Origin of the sequence: Streptomyces sp. NPDC046900, assembly GCF_040644975.1 — a bacterium.
Taxonomy (GTDB): Bacteria; Actinomycetota; Actinomycetes; order Streptomycetales; family Streptomycetaceae; genus Streptomyces.
Genome location: NZ_JBEYXD010000102.1, coordinates 1 through 26,415 on the forward strand (window position 1 = coordinate 1; position 26,415 = coordinate 26,415).

Genomic DNA, 26,415 nt, shown 5'->3' on the forward strand with positions numbered 1-26,415 from the left:
GGCAGCCGCAAGGCCATGGCCTGGATGGACTTGCGGCGACCGTCCATCATCAGTCCCCGCAGATAGCAGTCGCTCTTGGCCCGCTGGTCCTTGCGTGACACCGAGGCGAACACGTCCGCCACGAATAACGCCAACGTCGCCCGAACACGATTGACTTCATGTGCGTCCACCCCCTCACCATTCCCCTGAACAAGGTCGACACACAGACCTAACGGAGTCCTACTAGTGCTCTGACCGCATAGGTTCACCGGGTCGGCAGGCCACAGTGGGTCCGCTGCCAGCGGGTGCCCTTGTTGCACGGAGCCGAGCGCGTTCTTGGGCCTAACCTGGGCCCCGTGACGCAGCAGATGAGCACGGTGGTCCTGATGTGCGGTCTTCCGGGAGCGGGCAAGACCACCTACGCGATGGAGCTGGTGCGACGCGGTTTCGCTCGGCTGTCGATCGACGAGGTGGTCTGGCAACGACTCAGGCAGCGTGACGCTGGCCTGGTGCTGGAAGCCGAGGCTTTCGACCAGCTCAAGGAGGAGGTCCGCCGCGAGCAGCGGCAGGAGCTGATCGAGCTGATGCTGGCCGGACGCGACGTAGTGGTCGACTACAGCTTCTGGAGCCGCGCCGCCCGCGACGACTACAAGACGCTGATTGAAAGCCACGGTTGCCGCTGGGAACTGGTCCACCTCAAGGCCGACCGGACAACGCTGGAGCGTCGCCTTGAGCGACGCAACAGCGTGGAAGGTGCCAACTCCGTCACCGTGGATGAAACGTTGTTCAACCGCTACATGGCCAACTTCGAGGAACCGAACGGAGAGGGCGAGCAGGTCGTCATGCAGCCCTCGACCTGAGGATCTGAAGCGGCTCGGCTCGGAGGGGATGGCCGCCCCAGCGGATGCCCTTCTCGCTGCGGATGCGCGCTCGCTCGCGGCGTTGGGCGGCGAGTACGACGGGGTGGCGGGCGTTCTTGTTGCGCCAGCGAAGGTAGTCGTGCAGGGCTCGGGTCTGGACGTTGTGGTTGCGGTGGTGGGAGTTGGCGACGGTGAACTGCCGCAGCGGCCCGAAGTGGGCCTCGATCGGGTTGGCCCAGGACGCGTAGGTCGGGGTGAAGCACAGCTCGACCCGGTCCTTCCTGGCCCAGCGCCGGATCTGCTCGCCCTTGTGTGCGGAGAGATTGTCCAAGATGACGTAGATCGGGGCGCCGTCCGGGCGGGCCGCGCGGATCGACCTGAGTGCGGCCAGGGTGTTCGCCGCGCTCTTCTTGCGGCGGTTGACGCCCCAGAGGGTGTCGTCGCCGATCGAGTAGCAGCCGTGGAAGTAGCGGACGCCGTGGGTGCGGTGGTAGGTCGCGGGGTGCCGCTCGGGGTGGCCGGCAGACGCCCAGCACGACCCGGCAGTGGGTCGGATGCCGAGCGGCCCGAACTCGTCGAAGCGAACACCCGGTCGGGGAACCGGTCCAGCGTGCTCGATGCGGTCGAGCTTCGCATCGCGGTCGGGGTCTGGGGACTCCTTCCAGGTCTTGGTGCGCTGGAAGGTGACGCCGCGGCGGACGAGCAGGCACCGTAACGCCTCGCGGCCGATCCGGATCACACGGCCGTGGACTTTCCGCAGGTAGGCGGCGAGTTTGCGGATGGACCAGCGAGTGAAGGGCTGGCCGAGCTTGGTCGGGCGGATGGTGGCCGTCGCGACGACGAAGTCCTCGTCGTCAGGACTGAGCAGGCAGGGACGGCCTCCCGCCCACCGAGGGTCCAGGCATGCCAGGCCGATCTCGTTGAACCGGTGGATCACGTCCCGGACGGTGTCTTCGTCGGCCTGCACCAGCTGGGCAATCACCGGGACCCGGTTCCCGCCCGCCGAGGCCAGCAGCATCATCGCGCGCCGGTAGCGCACCGAACCGGTGCTGCCCCGGCGCACGATCTGCTGGTCGAGGTGCGCCGGCCAGAGGAGACCCATGTAACCCTCGAAGGCGGCCGGGTCGATCTCTTTAAGCCCTCGGGCAAGGTGGCCCAACTCGGCCAAAGCCCGCTCTTCCTCGTCGTCGGAGAAGTCCTCCTCGGGGCCATCCGGCTCGCTCAGGAGTTCCGAGGTCGTGACGTGGCTGCCGTAGCAGTGGAGAGCCTGAAGCCACAGATCGACAGTGGAGTTGGCGAAGCAAGCCGCGCCATCCGGCGTGACGTAGGCTCAACGCCGAACGACGACCGCGCGGCCGGCACAGCAAGGTCGACGTGCTCCGTGAGGCGGTAGAGCGGGCCGCGAGACGCCTGCAGAACCGGATGATCTTCGCGCTGAATCACGACTCGCTCGATCAGACGGGGAGCTACCGGAACACCTACCTCGACGAGCAGCACCTTCATACGCTCGGGAATGCGCCACCCTGCCACAACCTCTGGCTCCGCCCGCATGACCTGCCCGCCGCCGGCCCACCCCGTCAGCTCGTCATACGTCACCATCGGAGGCCCCCTCTTCGGTCGGTTGCGGCGCCAAGACCCTACCCGGCCCCATCCCGGCTACAGCCTGCAGTCGAAGTTGCGGAACAGCCCTTGGGCACCCCCCGAGCGCCCGCGCATCGCGGGGCGCATCGCGACGCCTTTATCCCCTCTTGAAAGAGGCGGGGAAAGGTTGAGACATCGGAACGCGTCAGGGCCGCACCCGAACCTCGGGTGCGGCCGCCATGTCCAGGCTCATCCCGGCCATGCGGCCAGTCCTCCAAGGGAATGCGGGCCGCGATCCCCCACGCCGGCCGCGCCGCCCCGCGGGACATCAGCCCGCCGGCCCGGGCGAGTGCCACCCGCAGGCACAGCAGATCGCGCACCCCGGGGAATCGACTGCGCGCCGCGCACCGAGAGCCGGTTCCTGACTCCAGGTCCAAACCCCGCCGGCGCCACCTTCGGGTGAACCCTGGGACGGCCGGGTCGTCAGGAGCGCCACACGCCGCTATTTTCGAACGCATGAGCGATTGGTGTGATGCGGAAGAGGTCCCGCTCCCGATTCCGGCCCAGGTGCCCGCCGGGGAGGAGGTGGAGTTCAACCGCACCGGCCTCTACCTCACGCTCAGCCGGGCAGGCCGACGCCAAAGAACGCAGGTCATCCAGTACCGCAACCTGCCCGACGGCACCCGGGCGATCCTCACGGTCGTCGACTGGCCGGCGCCGTCGATCCGCATGGTGTGGGTCGCCTGGGATCCCGGCCGCATGAGCCTGGAGTACACCTCGGGAACCGTTCTCGCCACAGCGGAGGCCGTACCACGACAGGGCGATGCCCGCGCAATCGCCACCGACGAGATGCTCGACTGCTTCACCGGCCCTCCCACCTCGTACTGGCCGCACAGGGACGTCGAGGTGCGCATCGGCGGCCTCTGGCGCCCCGGCAAGCTGCGCAGCCTCTTCCACGGACCCGGCGGCCGGGCGGTGGCCTGGGTGACGACGTCGCTGTACGAACCGGAATGGGGAACCTGGGTCACCTTCCGACGGATGTACCACTGGAATCCGGAGGCGATCAGACCGGCCCACACCACCCAGCCCGAACGGAACTAGATCAGAAGCCCTGCTCACCCGGGCGGCCGGTCATGACCCCTGCCTCACCCGGCGTCGACCAGCTCGGACCAGAAGCGAACTCAGCTCAGTGATTGTCTTTGAAGGTCAGGCGTGCTGTAACCGGGCTGACTCCTCCGTGGAGCCCTCTGTAGGCTCTCCCGCTCAGGAGGTGCGATGGGATCAGCGGGCGGCACTGGGGAGGGCTGTAAGTACGCCTTGACCAGCGACGAGGACGATGGCGAGTTCTGGGGGTTTGTGCAGGACGCCAAGGGGCTGTTCACTTCACATGAAGACGGCCTTCGGCAGGTCGAACTTCTGGGGTCCTCTCCGCAGGGAAGGTTCCTGGCCTGCCTCGATCACCTCGGCGGCCGCCGTGCAGCGGCAGGCGGCGGGCATCTGGCATTCCTCGATGCTGAAGGCATCGAAATGGGTTCCTACTTCGTCAGCAACCTCACCGCGACGGCTGCCAAGCCGTCGGTGCGTGGTGGAGGTCTCCTTTTTGATGTCACGGTGCGCCTGTGGTGCGACGAGTTGCTTCCTGGTTCGGAGGAAGTCTGGGAGTTGCATCGAACAGGGCACCTGAATCGGAAGGGTCTGTGGGGGGCACTCGACGCGGAAGGCCGGAAGGCGTGGTTGTCCTTTGCGTTGTGGTCTCGCGACTACCAGCGCCGCGGACACCCTACGGATGCCGCACCGGGACAGGTGTTCACCTTGGATGGCCGGCAGGTCGTCGATGTCGACAGCTTCTACTGTGCGCTGGGTGAGGCCATCAACGGGCCCGGCGGGTACTTCGGATGGAATCTCTCGGCCGTGGATGACTGCCTCAGGGGGCGTTTTGGCGCCTCGCCTCCGTTCACCCTGCAATGGCTGCATTCGGACATCGCGACGTCAGAGCCGGTCAGCCACGATGCTGCGGGCGGCGACACCGCCACCGATCTCCAGGTCCTCCTTGAGATCTTCGCTGACCACGGCATCGACGTCCTCATGCGGTGAAGCCGTCTCCCTGTCCACCGTGGTTGTTCGCGTGTAAGGCGCCTGGTCATACAGGTGATGAGCGACCAGGCCAGGAGGGCTTCCGCATGTCGCGGGCGTTCGCAGTCGCGGGCGTTGCCCGCACACGGCACCGCGACGAGCAGTACACCGCCGACCGGAGATGCTCCCCCCACCGTCCAACCACGCCCACAAACAGGGCACACGGCATGCTCGCCCCGCTGCATCGCCCTCACTCAACCGGACGCGTTCCAGCTCCCGCCAAGACCGTGACCTGCACGATGACGCCGTTCCCCTCGGCGGTGCCAATCAGCGGGCGCTCGGCCCCGGCGAGAGCGGCGCCCGGAACATCCTTGAGCTGCTCGGCGGACGCCTTCTCCTCGCCCTCCATGGTCTTGCTGCCGCCCGCGAGCAGGTACGGCGCCTTGGCGTGGGCGTGGTCACGCAGGGACATGATCAGCAGCTTCGGCGGCAGCGGCTCGCTGGTGTTCCGGGCGGGGCACTGCGACTGGCAGCGGCCGTACTCCGTGCAGGTGGAGAAGTCCAGCAGGCCCTTCCAGGAGAACTGCTCTACCTGGGAGACGCCGAAGACGTCGCCCTCGCCCGGGTCGGTGAAGTCGATCGGCTTGCCGTCGCTCGGCATCGGCCGGAGCGCCCCGAGGGCCGTGCCTGGGCGTGGCCGGTCCGTGGCAGGTAGACCCGGCGGCGGCCCAGGCGGCCTGCATAGATGGGCCGGAGCAGTCAAACCCTGCTCCCCCACCACCGGACGGGGGCTCCAGGTGCCGCCCGGCAAAGCCAACTCAGGTCGGTCCGGTCACTGGCCATCGGTGCGCTGGCACTCGCCTGGCTGCAGGCGGCGCGGACGGAATCGTCGTGGCCCGGTGCCGGTGGCGGGGCAGCAGCACGAGGCCGCCAGCGTAGTGAGAGTCAAGCGTCGCTCTACGTTTACCAATCACTGCTCTGCGACAAGGATTTCGATGTGGACCCGGTGACGTTGATCGTGTCGGCCGTCGCACTTGGTGCGGCGGCGGGACTGCAGGAATCCGCCACTACGGCGGTCAAGGATGCATACGCCGCACTCAAGCGCCTAATCGGCGACCGCTATCAGGACGTCGACGTGACGCCAGTGGAGAAGCGGCCTGCCTCGGAAGCCAAGCGCGGGTCTCTCGAAGAGGACCTGGTCGCCGCCGGTGCCGGTAACGACACAGAACTTGTGGCCGCTGCTCGGCGAGTGATCGAGGAGGTGAAAAGCCACGAACCGGCGGCTGGAGAGGCAACGGGCATCGACCTTGAGAACGTCGAGGCAGCGGCCTTGCGGATCGATGGTGTCGACTCCGCGGGCACCGGCGTACGAGTGCGCCAGGGGAAGTTCTCCGGAGACATCGAAATCACCGACGTTCGCGCAGGCCGGAAGCCACTCGACCGCCCTTGACCGCGGCCGGTAGGCCCGAGCCTGCCGCGGATCTTCAGGGCTCGGCGATGCTGCACTCGGTGGAACTGACAGCCGTGAGCGCCGGACGCGACCTACGGATCGACCAACGCACAGTCCACCAGCTGATTGAAGTGGGAACCCTTCAGCCGGAACGACGGCCACCGCCCACGCGGCCGGTTCGGTTGGCGCCCCGGCCACCGCGCCTCGCCGGACGCGAAGGTCTGCTCGCCGTGATCAGAGACCGGCTCACTTCGTTGGGGCCGAGTCCGCGACTCCTGGCCCTGCACGGGCTCGGCGGAGTGGGCAAGACCAGCGTGGCCGTCGAGTATGCCCACCGTCACCAAGACGACTACGGACTGATTTGGCAGCTAGCCGCCGAAGATACAACTACCTTGTCCGCGGGCTACGGTGAACTGGCCACGCTGTTGGGTGCCAGGGATCTCGTGGACAGTGCAGATCCTGTTGCTCAGGTGCATGCAGCCCTGGCCACCCGCACCGACCGGTGGCTGCTGTTACTCGACAATGTCGCCGATGCTGCCGCTATCCACGATCTGCTGCCACCAGCCGGCGACGGGCATGTACTGTTGACCACACGCTCCGCCCACTGGCCCGACACCCTGGATCTCGAAGTCCCGGTACTGGATCGAAAGGTCGCAGCGGAATACCTGATGGCCAGCGCAGCGGAAGGCGATGCACATTCCGCCGCCACGTTGGCCGGTGAGCTCGGCTCGTTGCCGCTGGCCCTGGACCAAGCGGCCTCCTATCTGCGGGCAACCGGCCGAAAGCTGCACGAGTACCTCGAACTGCTTCGCGAACACCGTGCCGAACTGCTGAGCCGGGGACTGCCTTGGGGCTATGCGGCACCAGTCCTCTCGACCTGGGACCTGTCGCTGCAGCGGCTTCAGAGCAGCGATCCGGCAGCAATCACCCTGCTGCGGCTACTGGCCTGCTGCGCACCCGAAGCCATTCCGTACAGGCTGCTCTTGCCTCCCGACAGCGAGCCACCCGTATTCGAGGACCCTGGCATCGGGCCGCTCGTCGAGCCCTTGCTCCAGGACGTCTTCGCCGTCGAGGACGCGATCACTGGGCTGCGCCGGTTTTCCCTTGTCGGCCCTCCCTCCGGGGGCGCCGTATCCATGCACCGACTCGTTCAGGCTGTCACGCTTGACCGGCTCCGCAGCGAACACCGCAGCGCCTGGCGGCGTGCCGTGGCTGCGCTGGTGGAAGCTGCTATGCCAGATGATCCCCACCGGCCCGAGACGTGGGCCGTTTACGCGACATTGTTTCCTCATGCGCGTGCCACGCTCCGTCCGGACAGCCCTGGCGTCCTGAAGCTCGTGGACTATCTGGGAGCCAGTGGCGACTACCGGACGGCCCAGGTAGTGCAGGAGGAGGTCCATACCGACAGCGTCGAACGGCTGGGCGCCGAGCACCCCGATGCCCTTAGAGCGCATACCGCTCTGGCCAAGTGGACCGGCATGGCCGGGAATCCGACCGCTGCCCGCGACATGCTCGCCCGGTTGCTGCCCGTCTGCGATCGTGTCTGGGGCTCCCATGACACGGAGACCCTCTCAGTGGAAGTGCATCTTGCCGATTGGACCGGGCAAGCCGGGGACTGGGCACGCGCACGCGATATTTGCGCCGCCGTGCTGCCCCGGCGAAGGCGCCTCTCAGGCGACGACCACCCGGAAACTTTGCGGGTCTGGTCCGAGCTCGGTTTCTGGACCGGACAGGCGGGAGACGCGGCCGGCGCACGCGCTCACTTCGATGAGCTCCTGCCGATTAAAGAACGCGTCTTGGGTGCTGAGCATCCAGATGTCCTCGCCTCCCGCGACCAGTACGCGCGCTGGGTCGGCGAAACCGGAGATCCCGCCACTGCGCGCGACATCTGCACAACGCTGCTCGCCCTGCACGAACGGATTTCCGGCGCCGAGAACCATGGCACGCTGTGGATCCGCGGCAACCACGCCTGGTGGACAGGGAAAGCAGGCGACCCCGTCGCCGCTCGAGACCTCTATGCAGGGCTGCTATCAGTCCGGGAGCGCGTCTCCGGACCTGAGCACCCCGCCACGTTGGTCGCCCGTGGAAACCTTGCCTACTGGACCGCACACGCCGGTGACCCGGCCAGCGCGCGCGACCAGTTTGCCGCACTACTCCCCATCCGCCGGCGCATCCTCGGCCCGGAGCACCCAGAGACATTGCTCGTCCAGAGCAACCTGATCCACTGGACCGGCGAGGCAGGGGACCCTGCCGGCGCTCGTGATCAATTCACAGTCATGTTGGCCTCCTGCGAGCAAACCCTGGGCACCGAACACTGGGTGACCCTCAATGTGCGCGACAAATTGGCCATGTGGACGGCACGGTGCGCAGGCTGACCGCAGAACAAGCCGATTCCAACCGGCAACTCCCATCGGCTCTACCTTCCCTGACAGTCACCACCTGCTTCTCCAACACAGCGCGGCGCTAGGGCCTGTTGCGAAAGTTTCGTACGGATGTGTACCTGTCCGCAGTGATCGATCTCGACGACACACGGCGCTCGGGTGTCGGAGGGCGTCCTGGCAGAGCCGGGCGTCCTGGCAGAGCCGGGCATCCCGGCGTTAAGAGACGGGCATCGCGCCGTCAGTGCCGTCGAGTAGGTTCTCTCCGTTCGGCCCGACAGGCGGGCCGCCGAACTGGGAGGACTCGTCGCCGTGAGCATCCACATGCACATGCGCGCCGTCGCGGAATCCGAGATCCGGGACGACCACACCTGGCTTGCAGCGTTCATGTGGGAGGCTTGGGAGCACCACCCCGACGAGTACGCAGCGGGCATCGCCGAGTCGATCGACAAGATCTGGGGCTCCGTCAATGACCTCTATGCCGCTGCCGATGTCCTTGATGCGGATGCCCGCAAGCCCTGGGAGCTGCCGATTTACGGTGGCCGCCCGGTGGCACACAGCGCCGACGCCGACCCCTCCAACCCCCCCATGGGGATTCTGGAACCGCCTGAGGTGTCACGGGCCGCAGACTTCCTCGGACGTGTCTCGTTCGACGAGCTGTGGAACGTCGCCGGTGCCAAGCTCGTCTGGATCGGCTGGGACGAGGCGCAGGTCAGGCAGGAGTTCCTCGACTATCACAGGGGCCTCCGAGGGTTCTACGGGCGGGCGGCTGCAGCAGGCCACGCCGTGGTCAGGGTGGTGTGGGCTTGAGACGTGGTCGCGTGCCGGTCACAGCCATTCGTTGATGGCGGCGACCAGCAATGTCGCTTCGTAGCGGACAGCAAGTTTGTCGTATCGCGTGGCGACGGCCTGGTGCCGCTTCAGCCGGTTGATGCCGCACTCGACGGCGTGCCGGGCCTTGTAAGTCCTCCGGGTCGAACTTCGGTGGAATGCCGCCGCGGGAGCCGAGCTTCTTTCGGTTGCGGGCCTGGTCGGCCTTGTCAGGGATGGTGCAGCGGATTCTACGTCTGCGCACGTAAGCGCCGCTTTCCCGGGAGGCGTACGCCTTGTCGGCGCGCACGCGATCGGGCCGAGTGCGCGGCCTGCCCGGCCCCATGCGGGGCACGCGGACCTTGTCCAGGACGGGCTCGAACTGCGGGAGTCGCCGCGCTGTCCGGCTGTGACCACGATGGACATGGGCTTCTGCCCCTGCTCGGCGGCCAGGTGTAGCTTGGTGGTCAGCCGCCGCGGGAGCGCCCGAGCCCATGGTCGTCCGGCTCGAGGACGATGCCGCCGGGCGGTTCCTTTTGCAGGTCCCCCCTTTCCTTGCCCCGGCAGCGTGCTGGTGGGCCCGGACGATGGTGGAGTCGACGTTGAGGTCCCAGGTGATCAGGTCCTGGGCGTCGGCCCGGGCCTGCAACTCGGTAAAGATCCGCTGCCAGGTAGCGTCTCGCTGCCGGCGGCGGAACAGGTCGTACGCCCGGCCCAGGGCCCGTACCGCTCCGGAACATCCCGCCACGGCGTCCCGGTTCGGGTCCGCCACCGTATGCCGTCGCTCAGTCGTCGCCGGGTCCATATCGCCGGCCGGCCCGGCTTCTTGACCTTCGGCAACAGCGGCTCCAGCACCGCCCACTGCGCGTCCGTCAGGTCTCCTCGCCCCACGAATCGAGATCATCGCATGCTCAAGATCCACTTTCGATACACGCCCTAGTTAGTGCCGCATCAGGCAACGTTCGCCCTGATGACGGCTACCCTCCGGCGTGCCAGAGGAGAAGGACGGTGGCCACGGCGTGAAACGGCGCGGGCTGCCGGACCTGGTGTGGTCCACCGTTGTGCTGCAACTTGTCGGCCTCGTCTTCTGCGGGGTTGTCGCCTTGGTTGCCTGGCCGTTCGGGTGGCTGCCCGACCCCCACTACATCGCCCTCATGACTGCCCTGTTCGCCGTACAGCCCGCGGGCAAGCTGTACCGCGAAGGCCCACCCCGTCGGCTCGCCGCTGCCGCCGCCCTGTTCACGCTGATCACGGTGACGCTGCTCGTCGCTGCAACAGCCGACTGGGCTCTTGCGGCAGCGGCTGATCACGACCTCGGTTTCCTCACGGGCTTCCTTGTCGGCACGCCCGTCGCCGCGGCCGTACTGGCCTGGTTCCACAACAGGGCGAACACTGCCTGATGCGGCACGAGAACCGACTGCGTCCCTCCCGCTTCGGTACGACCCACGGCCACACCGATCACCCGTGGCTGCCGACATCCCAGCCACCTCCGCTGAGCTGCGGCTTCAGGGCCACGGTGCGATCACATCGAAGGCACTCGTGAGCCCACCGACGCACGCCCGCAAAGCGTGACGTTCCCTCCGGTCCACCGATCCGGCTGCCTCCCGCTCGGCCGCCTGCCGGCCCGTCCCTGCACGGCCAAGAGATGTCGAGATACCTGTGCTCCGGCGCCAGCCGGCCATCCTGCAACACAGCAGCCCCGAGCCCGTTTCCACCGGCGGGGACGGTGCCACGCTCCCGGCCCTGCTCCGGCTCCCGGGCAAGCGGCACCGTCCCTCGCTGAAGCCGCGCCTCACCCTGCCTACCGTGCTGCGTCGGCACGCCCGGCCGGTCGCGAAGAAATGGACCGTCCCGCCGTTCAGGCCGCCCGGCCAAGCCCGAGGCACTGCGCGCTCTGGTGCTACGCCTGGCCCGCGAGAACGACGGGTGGGGGTATCGCAGGATCCATGGCGAACTGCTCAACCTGGGCTGGAGGGTCGTCGTCTCCACGGTGTGGGAGATCGTGCGGCGCGCTGGTGTCGACCCGGCGCCCCAGCGCGCCGACCGCTCCTGGGTGAAGTTCCTGAAGGCCCAGCCGCGGGCATTCTCGCCGTGGATGTCTCCACGTGGACACGGTCTTCCTGAGGCGCCTGTTCGTCCTGTTCTTCGTCGAGCAGCCCCCGAGGCGGATTCACCGACATCCACGTTGCCCGCGATGGGTCACAGCGCCCCGAGATCGACCTCCACGGGGAAGGGCGCGCCGGCCTTGACCGTGGCAGTGAATACCTCGCCCTGGCGGTAGGAGCCGCTTGCCGGGTCGAGGACGCAGGTGTACACCAGCGGAACCGCGCCAGGGGACTGCTCGACTCGCCGGTAGAAGGCGATGCCCGCTCGAGCGTACTGCTCGAGCTCGACGATCCGGTCGGTGGTCTCGGAGCCGGGCGAGACGACCTCGACCACGAGCAGCACGTGCTCGGGGCGGGTCGGTGTGACGTCGATGCTGTCTCCCCGGTAGACGGTCACGTCCGGGCGGCGGTTGGTGAGCGGGACGTCCTGCAACCGGATGTCGAAGTCCGTGTCCGCGTTCCACTCCGGGCCCGCCGCCGCGTCCAAGGAGTTGGCCAGGATCCGCGCGAGGCGGTTGTGCCGTTTGGACACGCTCGGGCTCACGACGACCATCCCGTCCACGATCTCGATACCCGCTCACTGCTCCTCGGACCAGGAGTCGTACTGCTCAGCAGTGATCTGCGTGTGCATCCATTCGGGAGCGATCATCTCGGCGGTCACGACACACCACCCGGGTCGATCGACGAAGCCGACGCTGCCAGCCCAGACTATTGGCTCCCCACAAGCCGCGGGCCTCGAAGCCTCGAGGCTTCGGCAGGGCGGTGTGCCGCCCATGCGTCCGCACCCTTCTCGTGACCGGAGTACGCCCCCACCCGCCACCAGAATGGTTTAGAGTTCAACCAATGCGGGGACTGCCGACCCGGCAACGCCCTCGCCTGCACCTGCGCCGTGCGGTGCAGCAGGCGCAACAAGGGCCATCAGGGAGGAGGATCCATGGCCAGACGCACGACCGTCGTGGCGTTCCCCGGAGCCCACGAGCAGAGCCTTTCGGGCAGACTCGAGCAGCCGCCCGGGGACGTGAGTGCCTCTGCGCTGTTCGCCCACTGCCTCACCTGCTCCAAGGACAGCGCGGCGACCGTGCCATCGCCAGCGGCATCCACCAGCGGGCGAGCACTGCACCCCACATCCTTCGTCTCGCTCGACGGCGCAGATCACATGCCCACCCGCCAGGACGACGCCGCGTACGCCGCCACAATCCTCGCCCCATGGCCTCCCGCCACCGCGACCCCGCACGGCGACCGGCGCGTCCGCTCGCGCGTGCCGGCGGCCGTGCCGCCTCGGACGAGGTCCTGCGGCCTCCCCCGGCCACAGCCGCCTGAGCCTTTCGGGGCAAGGCGCACACCACCGCGCCCGGCCCGGGCACTGCCCACCGGGCAGCCGACCGGGTGCCCCTCCCCCAAGGCCCGGCACGTTTGCTGACGGCGACCAGCACCTCCCAGATCCAGCACCTCACTGCACAACCCCAGACAAGGAGTCACCTCATGACCACCACCGACCCTGCCGCGCTCGAGGCGGACCGCAACCGGATCCGTGCACAGCATCTGCGTCCCGCCGACCAGCGCCCGGCCTCCTCCGCGCGCGGCCTGCACCACACCGCCCTGCTGAGCAGCGACGTGCTGACCACCGTGCGGTTCTACCAGGACATCCTGGAGTTCCCGCTCACCGAACTCATCGAGAACCGGGACTACCCCGGCTCCTCCCACTTCTTCTTCGACATCGGCAACGGCAACCTGCTGGCCTTCTTCGACTTCCCCGGACTGGATCTGGGTCCCTACGCCGAGGTCCTCGGAGGCCTCCACCACGTCGCCATCTCCGTCGACCCCCAACGCTGGCAGCACCTGGTCGACAAGCTGAAGCAGAACGGCATCGACCACGTCATCCACAGCGAGGTCTCGGTCTACTTCCGCGACCCGGACGGAGCCCGCCTCGAGCTCATCGCCGACCCGCTCGGCGAGATGTACGGCCACCACGTGCTCTGACCGTTCCTGACTTGTTCAATCGATCTCAGACGCGCGGTTCGCGGCCGCAGCGTCGAGGGCAACCCCGCACGCCCCCGGGTGTCCGGCCCGCTCCGCTCACTCCCCCGCCCCAAGGACCGCCATGCCCGACACCACCGCAGCGATGAACCGACCTCACCTATGGCGGCCCGGACGCTCCCTACCGCCCCTGCTCCTCCTCCACGGAACCGGCGACGACGAACACGGCCTGGTGCCCTTGGGTGAAGACCTCGCGCCGAGATCGGCGCTGCTCTCCCCGCGAGGCACCGTCCTGGAAGGCACCATGCCCCGGTTCTTCCGGCGGCTGCAGGAGGGCGTGTTCGACGAGGACGACCTGCGGGAACGAGCCGACGAACTCGCCGACTTCATCACCACGGCCGGCAACACCTACGGCCTGCAGCCGGGATCCCTGGTCGCCGTCGGCTTCTCCAACGGCGCCAACATGGCCGCAGCACTCCTGCTCCTGCACCCCGAACTGCTCGCCGGCGCCGTCCTCATCGCCTGCGTACCCCCACTGACCAAGCCACCCGCGGCCGACCTCACCGGCCGACGGGTACTGATCTCAGCCGGGCTGCAGGACCCGATGGCACGCCCCGAACAAACCCAACTCCTGACCGCTCAACTACGCGCCAGAGGCGCGGACGTCGACCTGCTCACCCACCACGGAGGACACCAGGTGGAGCCCGCACACCTCCCGGCCATACGAAAATTCCTGCGCCCGGCCAACTGAACCCCACCCGAACCCGCCCGGGCCACCCGGCCCGGGTGGCGCGCACCCGACGAGGCGAGCTCCCTCGCGCCCGGTTCACCGCGCCGGCAGACGACCGCCCCGTGGGGCACTGCCCGGCGCCGCCCCGGACGGGACGCCCGCAGCAGCACGGCCGGTTCCTCACGTTCGCTGCTGGCCAGGCCGTCGCTTCGCCGCGTCGACCTCAGCCTGTTTGCCCCGCTCCCGCACGCGGCCTCGGTCAGATCGAAGTCCTCGGCCACCCGGCCGGCCGAACGGTCACCGCGTCGGCACAATTAGGCCGTGCATCGAAAACGCTGGCCGCAGTGCTCATCGGTGGCTGCGGGCACTGCTGGATACGCGAGCCGGGGATGGTGCGCGCCACCTCTCCAGTCGCAGAGTTGAACACGTTCAAAAGGTCTGACAAGGTGGCTCTCCACGGCCCACTCCTATCGGTTGGCCGATGCGGGCTGAGGGTGGGAGGTCCTGTTGGCCGGCGGAAGCAGGCTGCGTGCGTGGGGGGCGAACCTCGGTGGCTTGATTGTGATTTTGGCTGTACTGACGGCGTGTGCCGGTCCCTATCAGTACTACGAGGGAACAGGGCTCCACGACACCACGACGGCCGAAGTCGCTGGGGGCTGGGAGAACGTCGAGGGGACCCGAGTGGTGCTTCGCGAAGACGGAACGGCTCTTTTCGAGAAGCTCGACGGGCAGGACTTCGACTTCGAGGACCGCTGGCGTCTCTCCGGTACGGGAACCTGGCAACTGACCGACGACGACGGCGGACAGGTCGTCCGGCTCGCGCTGACAGCCCGGACACGAGTGGAGAGACGGTCTCCCGCGACGGCCACTGACACCTCGACTCCTGAGCCCCCATCGACATACGACTGGTCCTTCTACGTGGACCGCGATCAGCACGACGAGTTGAAGCTGTTCTTCTTCTACGGCGATCCCGACATCGGGAACACATACGTGATGACGCGCGAGACAGGGTCATAGCCATTCGTTGATCGCTGCGACCGGCACGGTCGCCTCGTAGCGGACCGCGAGCCTGCCATATCGCGTGGCGACAGCGCGGTGCCTCTTGAGGCGGTTGATCCCGCACTCGACCGCATGGCGCTCGCGGTAGTCGGTCGGGGCGAAATGCGGCGGTCGGCCGCCGCCAGAGCCGAGCCTTCTGCGGTTGCGTGCCTGGTCGGCCTTGTCCGGGATAGTGCAGCGGACGCCGCCGATGTTGACAATTACCCTTCCGCGTCGAGCATGACCGCCCCCATCAGATGTGCTCGCACGTGATCACCGCAGAATAGGGCGATTGGGATACGGCTGATCCACCCCTTCGTGGCTGCGAGGTCATCACGAAGGAGGCGGGAGAGTGGTGAGCTGGTTTGCGGGCGTTCTACCGTGAGGCCGGATCCGGGGGGAGCCATGAGGCATCGGTGGCGGCGAGGTCTACTGGCCGTGGTGGTGGGGCTGCTGGTGGCGGGCTGTTTCGCCCCGTCGCCGCCGATGTTCGGCGACGGGGAGGCGGTGCCCGAGGAGGCCTCGCGTATTCCACTGCCGGTGCGGCCGGGCCCCGATGGCACCTGGGCGCTGAACGCGCCTGCGGCGGGGCTGCTCGGCCAGGGCCGCACGCTGGTCCGCCTGGATGGCGCAGAGAACGGGGGCTGGCGGCTGGCATTGCCGACCGAGTTCGCGTTGACCTCGTACCAGCCCGGCGCGGCGCACTCCGCGTTCGTCCGTGCTGACCGGGTGGTGCTGGTCGGCGGCAGGGACGGCCGCCGGGGGGCCGAGCGCGATCGCCGGGATCGACCCGAAGCGGGGGCTCTTGACCTGGCGGCATGCCTTGCCGCCCGGCAGCCAGGTTTTCCTGTTCGAGAGCAGCTTCGAGGTGTTAACGGCGGTCTGCCGCCCCGGGGCCTGCCGCCTGACTGCCTGGGACGCCTGGTCGGGTGGGCTCCAGTGGACGCGTGCCGTGTCCGGGGCGGTACGGGTCGTGGACGCCTGCCGGGTCGACGCGCGCACCACCGCCGACGGCCGCAGTGGGGACGGCTGTGGGTTTTATCTGGTCACCCCCGACCGTGTCGGCACCGTCGACCCGGACGACGGTGGGCTGCACTGGCAGGCAGGGCTGCGGCCGCCCGACGGCATCGTCGACCGAATCATCAAGGACAACGACCGGGTCATCATGGCCACCGCACCGGCCAAGAGCAGCTGCCGCGCCACCGTCCTCGCCAGCGGGGTGACATCCGGTGACGGGGACCGCGGCTGGCGGTACAGCTTCGTCTGGGACCAGCCTCAGGCCCCGCGCGACGCGCGCACCGGATGCCGCTGGGACCGCACTCTTCCGCTGACCGTCGGCTTCCGCATGGTATTGCGGACACCAAAGGCGCCCTGGCCATCGATCCCTACTTCGGCACCCTGCGCCCATCCCGGCGCCTGGCCCCGGGCGAGTACCTGGTCACCGACGGCACCAGGAACGAGATCATCCGCGCGCACGGCCGCCCGGACCGGCTCCTGGACGCAGGCGCCGACCAGATCGTCCGCCCCCACGGGCTGAGCCCCGCAGCGCGGTCCATCACACGCGAATTCTGGCAGGACGGTCGCCGCCTGCTCCTGCTGGACTTCCAAGGCAATACCCTCTGGAGGGGCACATCAGGCTGCCAGGCGTTCCGGCACGCCGACAAAGTCGACGGCGGCCCGCTTACCTACTGCGACGGCAACGACCTGGTGACCCTGCGTCCCGTGCACAAAGACTGACAGCCCCGTACGACCCGGGCGGCAGGCACCACTTGGTAGCGCACCGGCCTGGGCAGGGTCGCGCCGACCGGGTGGCCTGTCGCACATCCGTCCCACGGACGCGAGTGACGGCGCGAAGTAGACGGAACCCATCCACCGCGGTCACAGGCCAAAAGCGAAGTGGCCCGGAGCTTACGAGCAGTCCCATTCACGGGATTTGACCATTACTCGGTCGAGACCCGCGCGTGTCCGATGACCATGTGTCGGAAACGGAATCCATCCGTCGGACCGTTCACCGATGTTGATTGTCGACGCGCATTGTCGACAGTGTTCACCTGCGGGTTCGTCATCACGACGCTCAATGCCGGCAGCGTTGGTTTGCCGACACTGAACGTGGAAGGTGAGGTGCAGGGCAAGCACTCAGCCCGGGATGAGTGCATCCCACTGATCGCGGGTCGGGCCATCGTGCGTTGGCGAGAAGTCCGGGTGGGCGGTCAGCCAGTCGGTGACGGCTCGGTCCACTTCGTCGGTGCCGTAGGCGTCGTCGGCTGGTTGCAGGAGATGGCGCACCCGGGCTCGGGCTCGCATGACGACGGGATCGTCAAAAGCGCAAGCGGCCAGGGCAGCAGCCCTCCGATCCGAGGACGGTGAACTCTCGGTGAGGCGTTGCTCGTTGCCGCGGTCGGCTGTCACCTGCGCGTCGAACCACGGGCGGAGGACCTGTGCCGTCCAGGTGTGGTAGCCGATGGGGTCTGCGGCGATCTGGTCGGCATGGGTGGCGAGGTGCTGGGCGGCGCGCAGGCCGAGGGCCACGCCATGGCCCAGGGTGGGGTTGGTGTGGACGAGGCTGTCCCCGGCGTTGACCAGGCCGGTGACGACAGGTCCGTCATCGTCGACGAGGGAAGTCCAGCGGTTGTCCAGGCCGGCCATCGCCAGGACGGCTGTCTGTGGTTCGGGGGCCAGGCCGAGCCAGGCGGCGGTGGCGGGGAAGCGGCGGGCGACGGCCTCGAACACGGCAGGGTCGGTGAGCGCGCCGCGGGTCGGATCACCCGTGGAGAGCACCAGGCTGACCGCGAAGGTGTCGCTGTCGGAAGGGAAGACGCCGGCGAGCGCGAACGGTGCGGCCGAGCCGGTCTTCACTCGCCCGGGGTCACGCGGGCCGTCGGCGCGCAGGCGGTACCAGCGGCACAGATAGGCGATCTTGGTGCGGTGGCTGTCGACCACGGGCGGGCGACAGCCGGCCGCCCTCAGCCATTCGGGGACCGGCGAGCGGCGACCGGCCGCGTCGACGACGAGGTCCGCCCGATGCATGCCCGCACCCGCCTGCACGCCGGTGACCCGGGCAGGGCGGCCCGCCTCGAAGGTGAGGGCGTGCACCCGGCAGGCTTGCCGCACCTCGACGGTGGGTTCCCGCTGCACGGCCGCGGTCAGGGCGGCCTCCAGCACGATGCGGCGGGTGCGCAGGGTCACCAGGTCCTCATCGCCGGCCCGATGCGGCGGATGCTCACCGAACCAGTCGAAGTCGTGGTACTCCCGGGCTCCACGTGCCAGCAGGTCCGCGTAGACATCAGGGGTCTCGGTGCGCAACACGGTGCGGACGGGCGCGAGGAACGAGTGGGGATGGTTGGCCTGCGGGACTCGGGGCCTGTCCCAGTCGAAGAAGTCCCGGTTCAGGTCCTCTCCAGCCTGCCGCGCGTCCTGCTCGAACAACGTCACCGTGTGGCCCCGCCGGCCGAGCATGAGCGCCGTCCCCAGCCCGCTGATACCCCCGCCGATCACCGCAACCCGCGCCACTGCGCTCCCCTTCGCGTCGTGTTGCGCAGTGAGTCTACTGCTTGACGATCTTCCGTTCGAAACCGGCGTCGTCCGTCCCGCGTTCGAGGGCGGGGCACGGCGGCGGCCGATATCAGGCCGAGCCGCCTGTCCACCTCCGGCCGCCTTCCCTCGCACCGGCGGTTCCTCCAAGGCCTGAGACTGCACCTGACGCGCACGCCATCCGACCCGCCGATCACCCGGGCACCGACCACCCCGAAAAAAACGACGAACGTCAGGCGCCGGCAGACATGCTCACCGGCAACCACGACCTGCCGGCCACCCGCCCCGGGCAGACCATCGTGGACGACAAGGACTACATCCCCGGCCTCCCGCGCCCTGAACCTGACCTACCCGTGGACCCCCGATCCCCGTGGCGCACCCCTCATCCCCGTCCCACCGTTCCCGGCCGGCTCAACCCCCGACAGAAACACCGCCACTGCGTCACCGCCTTGACGGGTTACGGAGGCGCATGCCGCGATCTCGTCACCGCCTCAACCGGTGACGCAGTGGCTGCGGCACCACGGTTTCCGAACAGGGAGAACCCCATGACCCTCACGACCGCCTTCCGCCCGACCCGCAAGCGTCTCGCCGCTCTCGGCGCCGTCGCGGGAGCGGCGGCCCTGGCCCTGGCGGTCACCGCTCCGGCCGACGCCACGGCCGGGCACCACGCGGCGGGGCACAAGCCCACCGTGGTGCTGGTGCACGGCGCGTTCGTCGACGGCTCCAGCTGGAACGATGTGATCAAGCGCCTGCAGCACGAGGGCTATCCGGTCATCGCCCCGGCCGACCCACTGCGCGGCCTGGCGAGCGACGCCGCCTACATCAACAGCGTCCTCAAGAGCATCAAGGGACCGGTCGTACTGGTCGGTCACTCCTACGGCGGCTCCGTGATCAGCCAGGCCGCCGCCGGCGAGGCGAACGTCAAGGCGCTCGTCTACATCGCCGCCTTCGCCCAGGACAAGGGCGAGAGCGTGAGCGAACTCAACAGCAAATTCCCCGCCTCCGACCTCGGCTCGGCGCTCAATGCCGTGCCCTACCCCCTCCCGGGCGGCGGCTTCGGCACCGACCTGTACGTCAAGGCCGACACCTTCCACCGCGTCTTCGCCGCCGACGTACCAAAGCCGGTCACCGACCTCGCCGCCGCCACCCAGCGCCCCGTCTCCGCATCCGTCTTCGACGAGAAGCCCACCGAAGCCGCCTGGAAGACCATCCCCTCCTGGGACCTGATCACCACCCAGGACCACGCCATCAACCCCGACGAACAGCGCTTCATGGCCCAGCGCGCCCACGCCCACACCACCGAGATCGACTCCTCCCACGCTGTCCCGCTCTCCCACCCCGACGCCGTCACCCGCATCATCGAGCAGGCCGCCCACACCACCGCCCACTAAAGCTCGGCGGGGGCTGCACCGGACCCTGGCGAAGATCCGGACAGCCCCAAACCGAGCAGTGACGGGCGAGTTCGGGCTACTGCCTGCTGAGCCACAGGTCGGGCCCGAACACCTCGTAGTGCACCGATGCCGCGGGCAGACCATTGTCGATCAGGTGACCGCGCACCGACTGCATGAAGGGCAGCGGACCGCACAGGTAAGCCGTCGTACCCTCAGGCACCACGAAATCGCTGAGATCGGCCCGCCCGTGTGCGGCCTGGGGTGCCGGATGCGCGTCGGCACCCGACTCGTACCACAGGTGCATCGATCCACCCGCGAGGCGGTTGACCAGATCGACGTGCTCGTAGCGGTGGGCATGCGTGGCCGGCGAACGGTCGGCATGCACGACGATGACCCGGCGCTGCGAGCCCGTATTCGCCAGGTGGTCCAGCATGGAGAGCATCGGCGTCACGCCGATGCCTGCGGAGGCCAGCAGCAACGGTGTGTCGGCGTCGGGGAAGATCAGGTCCCCGAACGGCAGAGAGACGTCAAGGACGTCACCGGCCCGTGCGTGGGTGTGCAGCCAGGTCGACACCTCGCCCTCGGGCCGGACGCCGTCCAAGGACCGCTCCCGCTTGACGGTGATCCGCCAGTCCTTCCGGCTGGGAGCAGCGGAGAGGCTGTACTGCCGGATCTGCCGTGCCCCGTCGGGGAGTTCCACCTGAACGCTGACGTACTGCCCGGGCCGGAAGGACGGCGCGGGAGTGTCGTCGGTCCGCCGCAGGACGAAGGAGGCCGCATCCTCGGACACCTCCTCGCGCTCCACGATCTCCATCCGACGCCACACGTCGCCGTCCGCGACCGACGCCTGCGCGTACAGGCGCGCCTCCATCGCGATCAGGGCATTGGCCATCAGCCAGTACACCTCGTCCCACGCCGCCGCCACCTCCGGAGTGACAGCCTCCCCCAGGACGTCGGGGATGGCCCCCAGCAGGTGCCGGGCGACGATCGTGTACTGGTCGGAGGTGATGCCGAGGGACGCGTGCTTGTTGGCGATCCGCCCGAGGATGGCGTCAGGCCGCTCATCCGGCCGCTCCACCAACACCGAGGCGAACGCGGCAACCGCCCCCGCCAGCGCGTCACGCTGACTGCCGTTGGCCTGATTCCCCCGGTTGAACAGATCCCTCAGCAACTCCGGATGCGCCTCGAAAAGCCGCTGATAGAACAGTTCGGAAATGGCGGAGATGTTGGCCCCCACCACCGGGGCGGTGGCACGGACCACGGGCAGCGCCTGAGTGGACAGCATGCGAACTCCTCAATCTGACACCTGCGCCCTTGACCGAGCGCAACGCGGGCACCACAAACAACCCGGCACAAGACCGGAGCGACCTGGCGCGCCGCACGAACGGATCACCGGAGCGGACCGGCGAACTCGACCGGAACGCTGACCACACCCTAACCAAAGTTGCATTTGAGATGCATATTAAGAGGGCGGTGTCAGCCTGTGGAACCAATCACACGCTGCGGCAAGACCACCGAACCATCGCTCGCCGCCGACGAGTACGCGTCCGCGCCACCCTGGCCGGCAGTCCCCGGCGCCATCCCCCGCCCGAGCAGAGACGTCCTCGGCGGCCGGTAGCGCCAGTGACCGGCGACCCGGCGACCGCCCCTGCGAGGCCCCGGGGGCGACACACCACCCCCGAGGACGTCATACAGAAGACTCACACCAACAGCACCGTCGGATGTTGCAGGCGGCGGATTCGGAGTGCCGCGCGCAGCGCGGTGAGGGTCGGCTTAGACGACGTCGAGTGGTGGGGCGGGTGCCGTGGTCGGGGTGCCAGACGTCACGGGCGGTCAGGCGTACATAGCGGTCGCCGAGGGCGGCGACCTGGGTCGCGTGCCGGGCGTCCGGGACGTTTTGTCATGCCTAGGGTCATTGCAGCGCATCGATGGCCTTCACGATCAGGGCGCGGGCGTCTGCCCCGTATACGGCCATGCCGCGCAGCTGCTCGAACGCCTTCACGTAGAGGGGCACCGACGAAATGGGCGCGTCCGGGTGACGGGATACCGGGCCGCTTTCGGGCGCCGTCTCACAGTCGTCGTGCTCTCACTCACGACTCGTCCGGTCGATGTACGTCACTTTGCGGATTGCTGTCGGTGCAGCGGGCGCGCCATTGTCGACGCCACCACCGACGATCCGTCAGTTGAAGCGGGGGAGCATGGCCTCGGAAGTTCTGACTACGCTTCTGTCCCTTGCCGGCGTCGGCGTCGGTTCAGCGGCGTCTTTCGCCGCTCAGTACCTGACATCGCGGGAGACGAAAGCCCAGGCCGCCGCCACCGCCGCGGCAGCGTTGCGCGCCGAACGCAAACAGGCCCTTCATGACTTCCTGGAGAGCTGCCAGCGGGTCGAACGAGCGGCCGAGCACCGCTTCCAGAACGACAACCGCTTCGTCGAAGGCTCCCCGACTCTCACGCACGACATGTGGTTCAGGCTGAAGTGCCTCGACCTCGTTTCGAGCCGCCGCCTCAATGACGCCGCCTACCAGTTCGCGGACCGCCTGATGAAAGCCACCTACGGCGGACCTCCGAACGGCAAGGACGTGTGGGAGTTCATCAACGAGAAGCGGGGACCCTTCATGGAGGCCGCGAAGGTGGAATTGGACATTCCCATCTGATCGGCCCGCAGCCTTGCCGGTCAGCAAACCGGTGCAGCTCGGCGGCCGAACCGCGAGCGCGAACGAAGTGTCCCGCCGTGGCGGCCAGCGGGCCACCTCGATTACTGGCGCGAACAGATAGACAGAGGCCAGGCGTGGAAGTCCGCAGGGTCGGGAATGGCCTCTGTCGGCCGCGGGTACCGATGCAGCGCCGAGCACGGAAACCGGAGGTCGGCGCATTTCGTCGTACCCCGTAGAGGGCGATCTCCGAGGGCTGGGTGACTTGGACCCGCGCTGCGAGCAGTTCGACCGACACGAGGGCCTCGTCGTACACGTGGAACACTTCCTGCGGCCATATGGGGCGCTCTTGGACCGCGCTGGGGATGATGCCCAGCGACACCTGCGGCAGCACCCCGGCCGTGAGCAGGTAGCCCAGATAGGCAGCCATCGCATCAGGGTCACCCAACCGGTAGTGGAGCACCGGCTCCTCGATGACCATCGCAAACCGGTGCCCGGGCTCGTGAATGATGCGGGATCGTTCCAGCCGGGCGGCGACCGCGTCGGCGACGTCCGTCGGGGATGTCCCACAAGCGGGTGATCGAGGTCATCAGGCCCCATGCGTACGTCTCTGACTGGCCGAGCCTGAGCGTTACTCAGCCCTGGGAGCCCATCACCTTCGTGCCCTGGTCCTGGACGCCAGGAGCCGCCGGCCCGCGTGGCACGTCCCTGCGGACGCTGGTCGGCCGGGCCGCAAGACCCGACCGAGGAGGGTGCCCGACGTCGCCCGGGCGTGCGCGTAGCACCCTGCCACAGGTTCACCGCGCTTCGCTCATCCAACGGGTGAGTCTTCGGTCTGCAGCAGGCCGGGCAGGCAGTGGCACGCAGCGTTCGGCCGTGGAGTGCCGCACGGCGCACCACCGCGGGCTCCGAGATACCCAGGACGCGGCTTGACCGTGTGCCACGAGCGCGCGGGCAGGCCGCCATCGTGGCGGCGCTTCGGCCAGGGGAATCCCCTATGCCGCGTCGCCGGTCGTGACCTGCGTCTCGCGCCGCCGCAGCCGCACCCGGGATGGACGGGGTGCGCGGCCTGGCCGCGGTATCTCCGGACCTTTTCTGGGTTTGCTTTTGAAACTCAGCTTGTTAGGTTGGTCGGCGTAAACGTTTGAAAAGCAAACTAACCTGGAAGGGTCGTGCATGGCCAGCCACGCCGCCAACACGCCGACGCCCCCGCGGGCCCGCGCGCGGTGGATCGGACTCCTCGTCGCCTGTCTCGGGCAAATGGTGATGTTCGTGAACATCACACAGACGACGGCGACTCTGGCGCCGATCCAGCAGGACCTACACGTCTCCAGCTCGACCCTGGTCTGGATGGCCAGCATCTACTCCGTGGTGGTCGCCAGCTTCGTCCTGTCCGCCGGGACGGTCGGCGACATCGTGGGACGCCGTCGGATCTTCGCTCTCGGCGCGTTGCTGCTGGGCGCGGGAAGCCTGACCGTCTCCCTGTCGCCGGGTTCGACCGGTGTCCTGATCGGGGAGGCGATCATGGGCCTGGGCGGGGCGGCGGTCCTTCCCAACAGCCTGTCGATCGTCACCCACCTGTTCACCGATGCGCACGAACGGACCAGGGCGGTCGGCATCTGGGCCGCGGTCTCCGGCATCGGTCTGGGATTCGGCCCCATCGCCGCCGGAGTGATCCTGGAGCGGTACTCCTGGCACGCGGTGTTCCTGGTCAATGTGGTCCTGGCGGCCATCGTGCTGCTCCTCACCCCCCGCTTCGTCGCCGAAAGCCGGCACCCCGGCCGCCATCTCGATCCGCCGGGCCTGGTGCTCGCCATCGCAGCCATCGGCGCTCTCAACTACGGCGTCATCGACGGCGGCCACTCGGGCTTCGACTCGGCCCGGGCCCTGTGGGCGTTCGTCGTCGCCGCGCTGGCGCTGGTGGCGCTCATCCTTGTCGAGGCGCGCACGCGCACGCCCATGCTGAAGCTGCGCCTGTTCCGCATTCCGTCGTTCGCCACGGCCAACGTGGTGGCGCTGATCGTGCAGTACGGATTCGTGGCCACGGCGTTCGCCCAGGTGCTCTACCTCGAGCGGGTCCGGCACGAGTCGATCCTCAGGTCGGGTCTCCTGCTGCTGCCGCTGATGCTGGCCTACGTGATCCTGAGTTCCGTGGCCGCTCCGCTCTCGCGTGTGATCGGGTTCAAGGCGACGCTGGGGATCGGTGCGCTGCTCGCCGCGGCCGGCAACCTGCTGATGATCAACCAGGACCCGTCGACGTCCTTGGTGACCGTCGGGATCCTGATGGCGATGTTCGGGGCCGGAGCGGGGCTGATCCTCCCGCCGGTCACCGCGGTGTCGGTGATCAGCGTGCCGCACACCGACGGCGGCATGGCCAGTGGGACCGTCAACCTGTTCCGCCAGGTCGGCGGCACGCTGGGGGCGACCATCACCGGGACGATCCTCACCAGCGGGCTGACCTCCCGACTGCCCGACCAGTTGACCGGCCGGGGCCTGCCCAGGCCCCTCGCCCAGAAGCTGACCGCCGCCGTCAGCAGCGGGGCGCCCGCATCCCACGCCTCCGCCGCCCTGCGGGAAACGATCACCGCAGCCGTCGGCGGTGCGTTCTCCGGGGCACTGCACCTGGCTGTCCTGATCCCGGGTGTGGCGATAACGGCGGGGGGCGCGGCAGCCGTCATCCTCATCCGCAACCGGCCGGGACAGCCGGCCGCCTCGCCCGTCGTGGCAGAAAACACCCAGGTCACCGTCCGGGAACCGGACCTTGAGCCCCAGCTCGTAGGTGCGGGCACCGCGGCGCTCGGGCGGCCCGTCACCGCGTACGCCGGTCCGGGCCCGTCCGGCCGTAAGGCTGCCCTGGACGGCATCACCGGCACGGTCGTTCACGGATTTGTGCGCGACGTCGCGGGCGCCTCGGTCGGTGCGGCCACGCTGACCCTGATCTCGTTGCAGGGCAGGCAGTTGGGCCGCACGCATGTCGGCCCGGACGGCAGATACGCACTGACCGCTCCGGCCGGCGGAAGTTATGTACTGATCACGGCGGCCGACGGACGTCAGCCACAAGCGGCCACCATCGTCCTGGGAGACGCACCGCTCAGCCACGACGTCATCCTGTCGGCTACCAGCGGCCTGACAGGAGTGGTACGCGACGCGGCCGACGGCAGGCCTGTGACCGACGCCATGGTCGTCGTCACCGACGTCCGCGGCGAGGTCCTGGCCACAGCCACCACAGGAGAGTCGGGCGCCTTCACCGTCAACGAGCTGGCCTCGGGCACCCTCACCGTGGCAGTCAACGCCGCCGCCTACCGCCCCACCGCGCTGCCAATCGAAATCGGTGACCAGGGCATCACCCGCCTCGACGTCGACCTCAGCCGCGGCGCCGTACTGCACGGCACGGTCAGGGCGGGGGCCGGACGCCGGCCGCTGCCCGACGCGCGGGTCACACTGGTGGACGCCGCAGGCAATATCGCAGGCACGGCGATCACCGGCGACGACGGCTCGTACGCCTTCACCGACCTGGACCACGGCGACTACACCCTGACCGCCAGCGGATACCCGCCCGTGGCCACCTCACTGTCCCTCAACGGCCCCGGACACAACGGCTGCGACATAGAACTGGGCCACCCACACCAGTAACAGACCGCCAACGAGGCGGCACACACACCTCGACACAGAAACGACAGGGCCGACTCCCAGCAAAAGCCGATTCCGGCCGACCGCCGGCGGCCGACGCAACCAGACCGCCCGACCAAAACCCAGACCGCACGATCAGTCTGGTCCGGAAGTCCTCTCATCCAGAGGCCGTCAGCCGGTCCGTACCGCCGTGATGGTGAAGCGTTCGACGTCGGCGACGTGCCCGCCGGT

General features: G+C 68.5%; 19 protein-coding genes and 5 pseudogenes. 14 read left to right on the forward strand and 10 right to left on the reverse strand.

The genetic code is table 11. From position 1 onward, the window contains the following. On the reverse strand, positions 1-170 hold a 170-nt coding region (locus tag ABZ904_RS44085; RefSeq protein WP_361829764.1), incomplete at its 3' end, for a transposase. Between the two features lie 165 nt (positions 171-335). Here ABZ904_RS44085 and ABZ904_RS44090 point away from each other — a divergent pair. After that, positions 336-839 carry an ATP-binding protein gene (locus ABZ904_RS44090; protein WP_361003266.1) on the forward strand — a complete coding sequence of 168 codons (504 nt, stop codon included), beginning with the start codon at positions 336-338 and terminating at the stop codon, positions 837-839. Here ABZ904_RS44090 and ABZ904_RS44095 read toward each other — a convergent pair. Together ABZ904_RS44095 and ABZ904_RS44100 are read right to left on the reverse strand one after the other, a co-directional pair. After that, complete coding sequence (locus tag ABZ904_RS44095; protein ID WP_361829766.1) at positions 820-1,941, reverse strand: IS630 family transposase; 1,122 nt, start codon at positions 1,939-1,941, stop codon at positions 820-822. The genes ABZ904_RS44090 and ABZ904_RS44095 overlap by 20 nt on opposite strands. A 119-nt stretch (positions 1,942-2,060) precedes the next feature. After that, positions 2,061-2,438, reverse strand: a complete 378-nt coding sequence (locus ABZ904_RS44100) for an SUKH-4 family immunity protein (RefSeq protein WP_361003269.1) — start codon at positions 2,436-2,438, stop codon at positions 2,061-2,063. Between the two features lie 498 nt (positions 2,439-2,936). On the opposite strand from ABZ904_RS44100, the gene ABZ904_RS44105 reads away from it, so the two are divergent. Continuing rightward, positions 2,937-3,521 (forward strand): hypothetical protein, encoded by a 585-nt coding sequence (locus tag ABZ904_RS44105; RefSeq protein ID WP_361829742.1) that lies wholly within the window; start codon positions 2,937-2,939, stop codon positions 3,519-3,521. Positions 3,522-3,737: 216 nt separating this feature from the next. After that, positions 3,738-4,514, forward strand: coding sequence for a barstar family protein (locus ABZ904_RS44110; RefSeq protein ID WP_361829744.1), 777 nt, complete (start codon positions 3,738-3,740; stop codon positions 4,512-4,514). A gap of 277 nt (positions 4,515-4,791) precedes the next feature. On the opposite strand, the pseudogene ABZ904_RS44115 reads toward ABZ904_RS44110, so the two are convergent. After that, positions 4,792-5,181 (reverse strand): annotated as a pseudogene (locus ABZ904_RS44115) (Fe-S oxidoreductase); the annotation flags it as partial. Positions 5,182-5,490: 309 nt separating this feature from the next. Here ABZ904_RS44115 and ABZ904_RS44120 point away from each other — a divergent pair. From ABZ904_RS44120 to ABZ904_RS44130, 3 genes are all read left to right on the forward strand, one after another. Continuing rightward, positions 5,491-5,943, forward strand: a complete 453-nt coding sequence (locus ABZ904_RS44120; RefSeq protein ID WP_361829746.1) for a hypothetical protein — start codon at positions 5,491-5,493, stop codon at positions 5,941-5,943. 47 nt (positions 5,944-5,990) lie between these two features. Continuing rightward, a complete protein-coding gene (fxsT, locus tag ABZ904_RS44125) occupies positions 5,991-8,318 on the forward strand; it encodes an FxSxx-COOH system tetratricopeptide repeat protein (protein WP_361829748.1) in 2,328 nt (775 codons plus the stop codon). Positions 8,319-8,633: 315 nt separating this feature from the next. Next, positions 8,634-9,131, forward strand: a complete 498-nt coding sequence (locus ABZ904_RS44130; RefSeq protein ID WP_361829750.1) for a DUF1877 family protein — start codon at positions 8,634-8,636, stop codon at positions 9,129-9,131. 18 nt (positions 9,132-9,149) lie between these two features. Here ABZ904_RS44130 and ABZ904_RS44135 read toward each other — a convergent pair. Continuing rightward, positions 9,150-10,022: pseudogene (locus ABZ904_RS44135) on the reverse strand (IS5 family transposase). Positions 10,023-10,120: 98 nt separating this feature from the next. On the opposite strand from ABZ904_RS44135, the gene ABZ904_RS44140 reads away from it, so the two are divergent. Then, a complete protein-coding gene (locus tag ABZ904_RS44140) occupies positions 10,121-10,531 on the forward strand; it encodes a hypothetical protein (RefSeq protein WP_361003289.1) in 411 nt (136 codons plus the stop codon). 799 nt (positions 10,532-11,330) lie between these two features. On the opposite strand, the pseudogene ABZ904_RS44145 reads toward ABZ904_RS44140, so the two are convergent. Then, positions 11,331-11,897: pseudogene (locus ABZ904_RS44145) on the reverse strand (Uma2 family endonuclease). Positions 11,898-12,718: 821 nt separating this feature from the next. On the opposite strand from ABZ904_RS44145, the gene ABZ904_RS44150 reads away from it, so the two are divergent. The 4 genes from ABZ904_RS44150 (at position 12,719) to ABZ904_RS44165 (ending at position 16,518) form a co-directional block, all read left to right on the forward strand. After that, positions 12,719-13,216 carry a VOC family protein gene (locus ABZ904_RS44150; RefSeq protein ID WP_361003292.1) on the forward strand — a complete coding sequence of 166 codons (498 nt, stop codon included), beginning with the start codon at positions 12,719-12,721 and terminating at the stop codon, positions 13,214-13,216. Between the two features lie 121 nt (positions 13,217-13,337). Continuing rightward, the gene (locus tag ABZ904_RS44155) at positions 13,338-13,964 is read left to right on the forward strand and encodes a dienelactone hydrolase family protein (protein WP_361829752.1); all 627 of its coding nucleotides are present in this window, start codon (positions 13,338-13,340) and stop codon (positions 13,962-13,964) included. A gap of 486 nt (positions 13,965-14,450) precedes the next feature. Further along, a complete protein-coding gene (locus ABZ904_RS44160; RefSeq protein WP_361003297.1) occupies positions 14,451-14,960 on the forward strand; it encodes a hypothetical protein in 510 nt (169 codons plus the stop codon). A 739-nt stretch (positions 14,961-15,699) separates the two neighbouring features. Beyond that, positions 15,700-16,518, forward strand: a complete 819-nt coding sequence (locus tag ABZ904_RS44165) for a hypothetical protein (RefSeq protein WP_361829754.1) — start codon at positions 15,700-15,702, stop codon at positions 16,516-16,518. A 599-nt stretch (positions 16,519-17,117) separates the two neighbouring features. Here the strand turns inward: ABZ904_RS44165 and ABZ904_RS44170 are convergent. After that, entirely contained in the window at positions 17,118-18,491 is a 1,374-nt protein-coding gene (locus ABZ904_RS44170; protein ID WP_361829756.1) for an FAD-dependent oxidoreductase, read from the reverse strand. A 566-nt stretch (positions 18,492-19,057) separates the two neighbouring features. Between ABZ904_RS44170 and ABZ904_RS44175 the strand changes: the two genes are divergently transcribed. Then, the gene (locus tag ABZ904_RS44175) at positions 19,058-19,903 is read left to right on the forward strand and encodes an alpha/beta hydrolase (protein ID WP_361829758.1); all 846 of its coding nucleotides are present in this window, start codon (positions 19,058-19,060) and stop codon (positions 19,901-19,903) included. A gap of 76 nt (positions 19,904-19,979) precedes the next feature. Here ABZ904_RS44175 and ABZ904_RS44180 read toward each other — a convergent pair whose 3' ends face one another. Both ABZ904_RS44180 and ABZ904_RS44185 read right to left on the reverse strand, forming a co-directional pair. After that, a complete protein-coding gene (locus tag ABZ904_RS44180; protein ID WP_361829760.1) occupies positions 19,980-21,188 on the reverse strand; it encodes a globin domain-containing protein in 1,209 nt (402 codons plus the stop codon). Between the two features lie 627 nt (positions 21,189-21,815). After that, positions 21,816-21,929: pseudogene (locus ABZ904_RS44185) on the reverse strand (transcriptional regulator); the annotation flags it as partial. Positions 21,930-22,011: 82 nt separating this feature from the next. Here ABZ904_RS44185 and ABZ904_RS44190 point away from each other — a divergent pair. Next, positions 22,012-22,557: a hypothetical protein gene (locus ABZ904_RS44190; protein ID WP_359411045.1), complete on the forward strand. Its 546-nt coding sequence runs from the start codon at positions 22,012-22,014 to the stop codon at positions 22,555-22,557. Between the two features lie 232 nt (positions 22,558-22,789). Here ABZ904_RS44190 and ABZ904_RS44195 read toward each other — a convergent pair. Next, positions 22,790-23,177 (reverse strand): annotated as a pseudogene (locus ABZ904_RS44195) (Scr1 family TA system antitoxin-like transcriptional regulator); the annotation flags it as partial. A 553-nt stretch (positions 23,178-23,730) separates the two neighbouring features. On the opposite strand from ABZ904_RS44195, the gene ABZ904_RS44200 reads away from it, so the two are divergent. After that, positions 23,731-26,187, forward strand: coding sequence for an MFS transporter (locus ABZ904_RS44200; protein ID WP_361829762.1), 2,457 nt, complete (start codon positions 23,731-23,733; stop codon positions 26,185-26,187). Positions 26,188-26,415 lie beyond the last annotated feature (228 nt).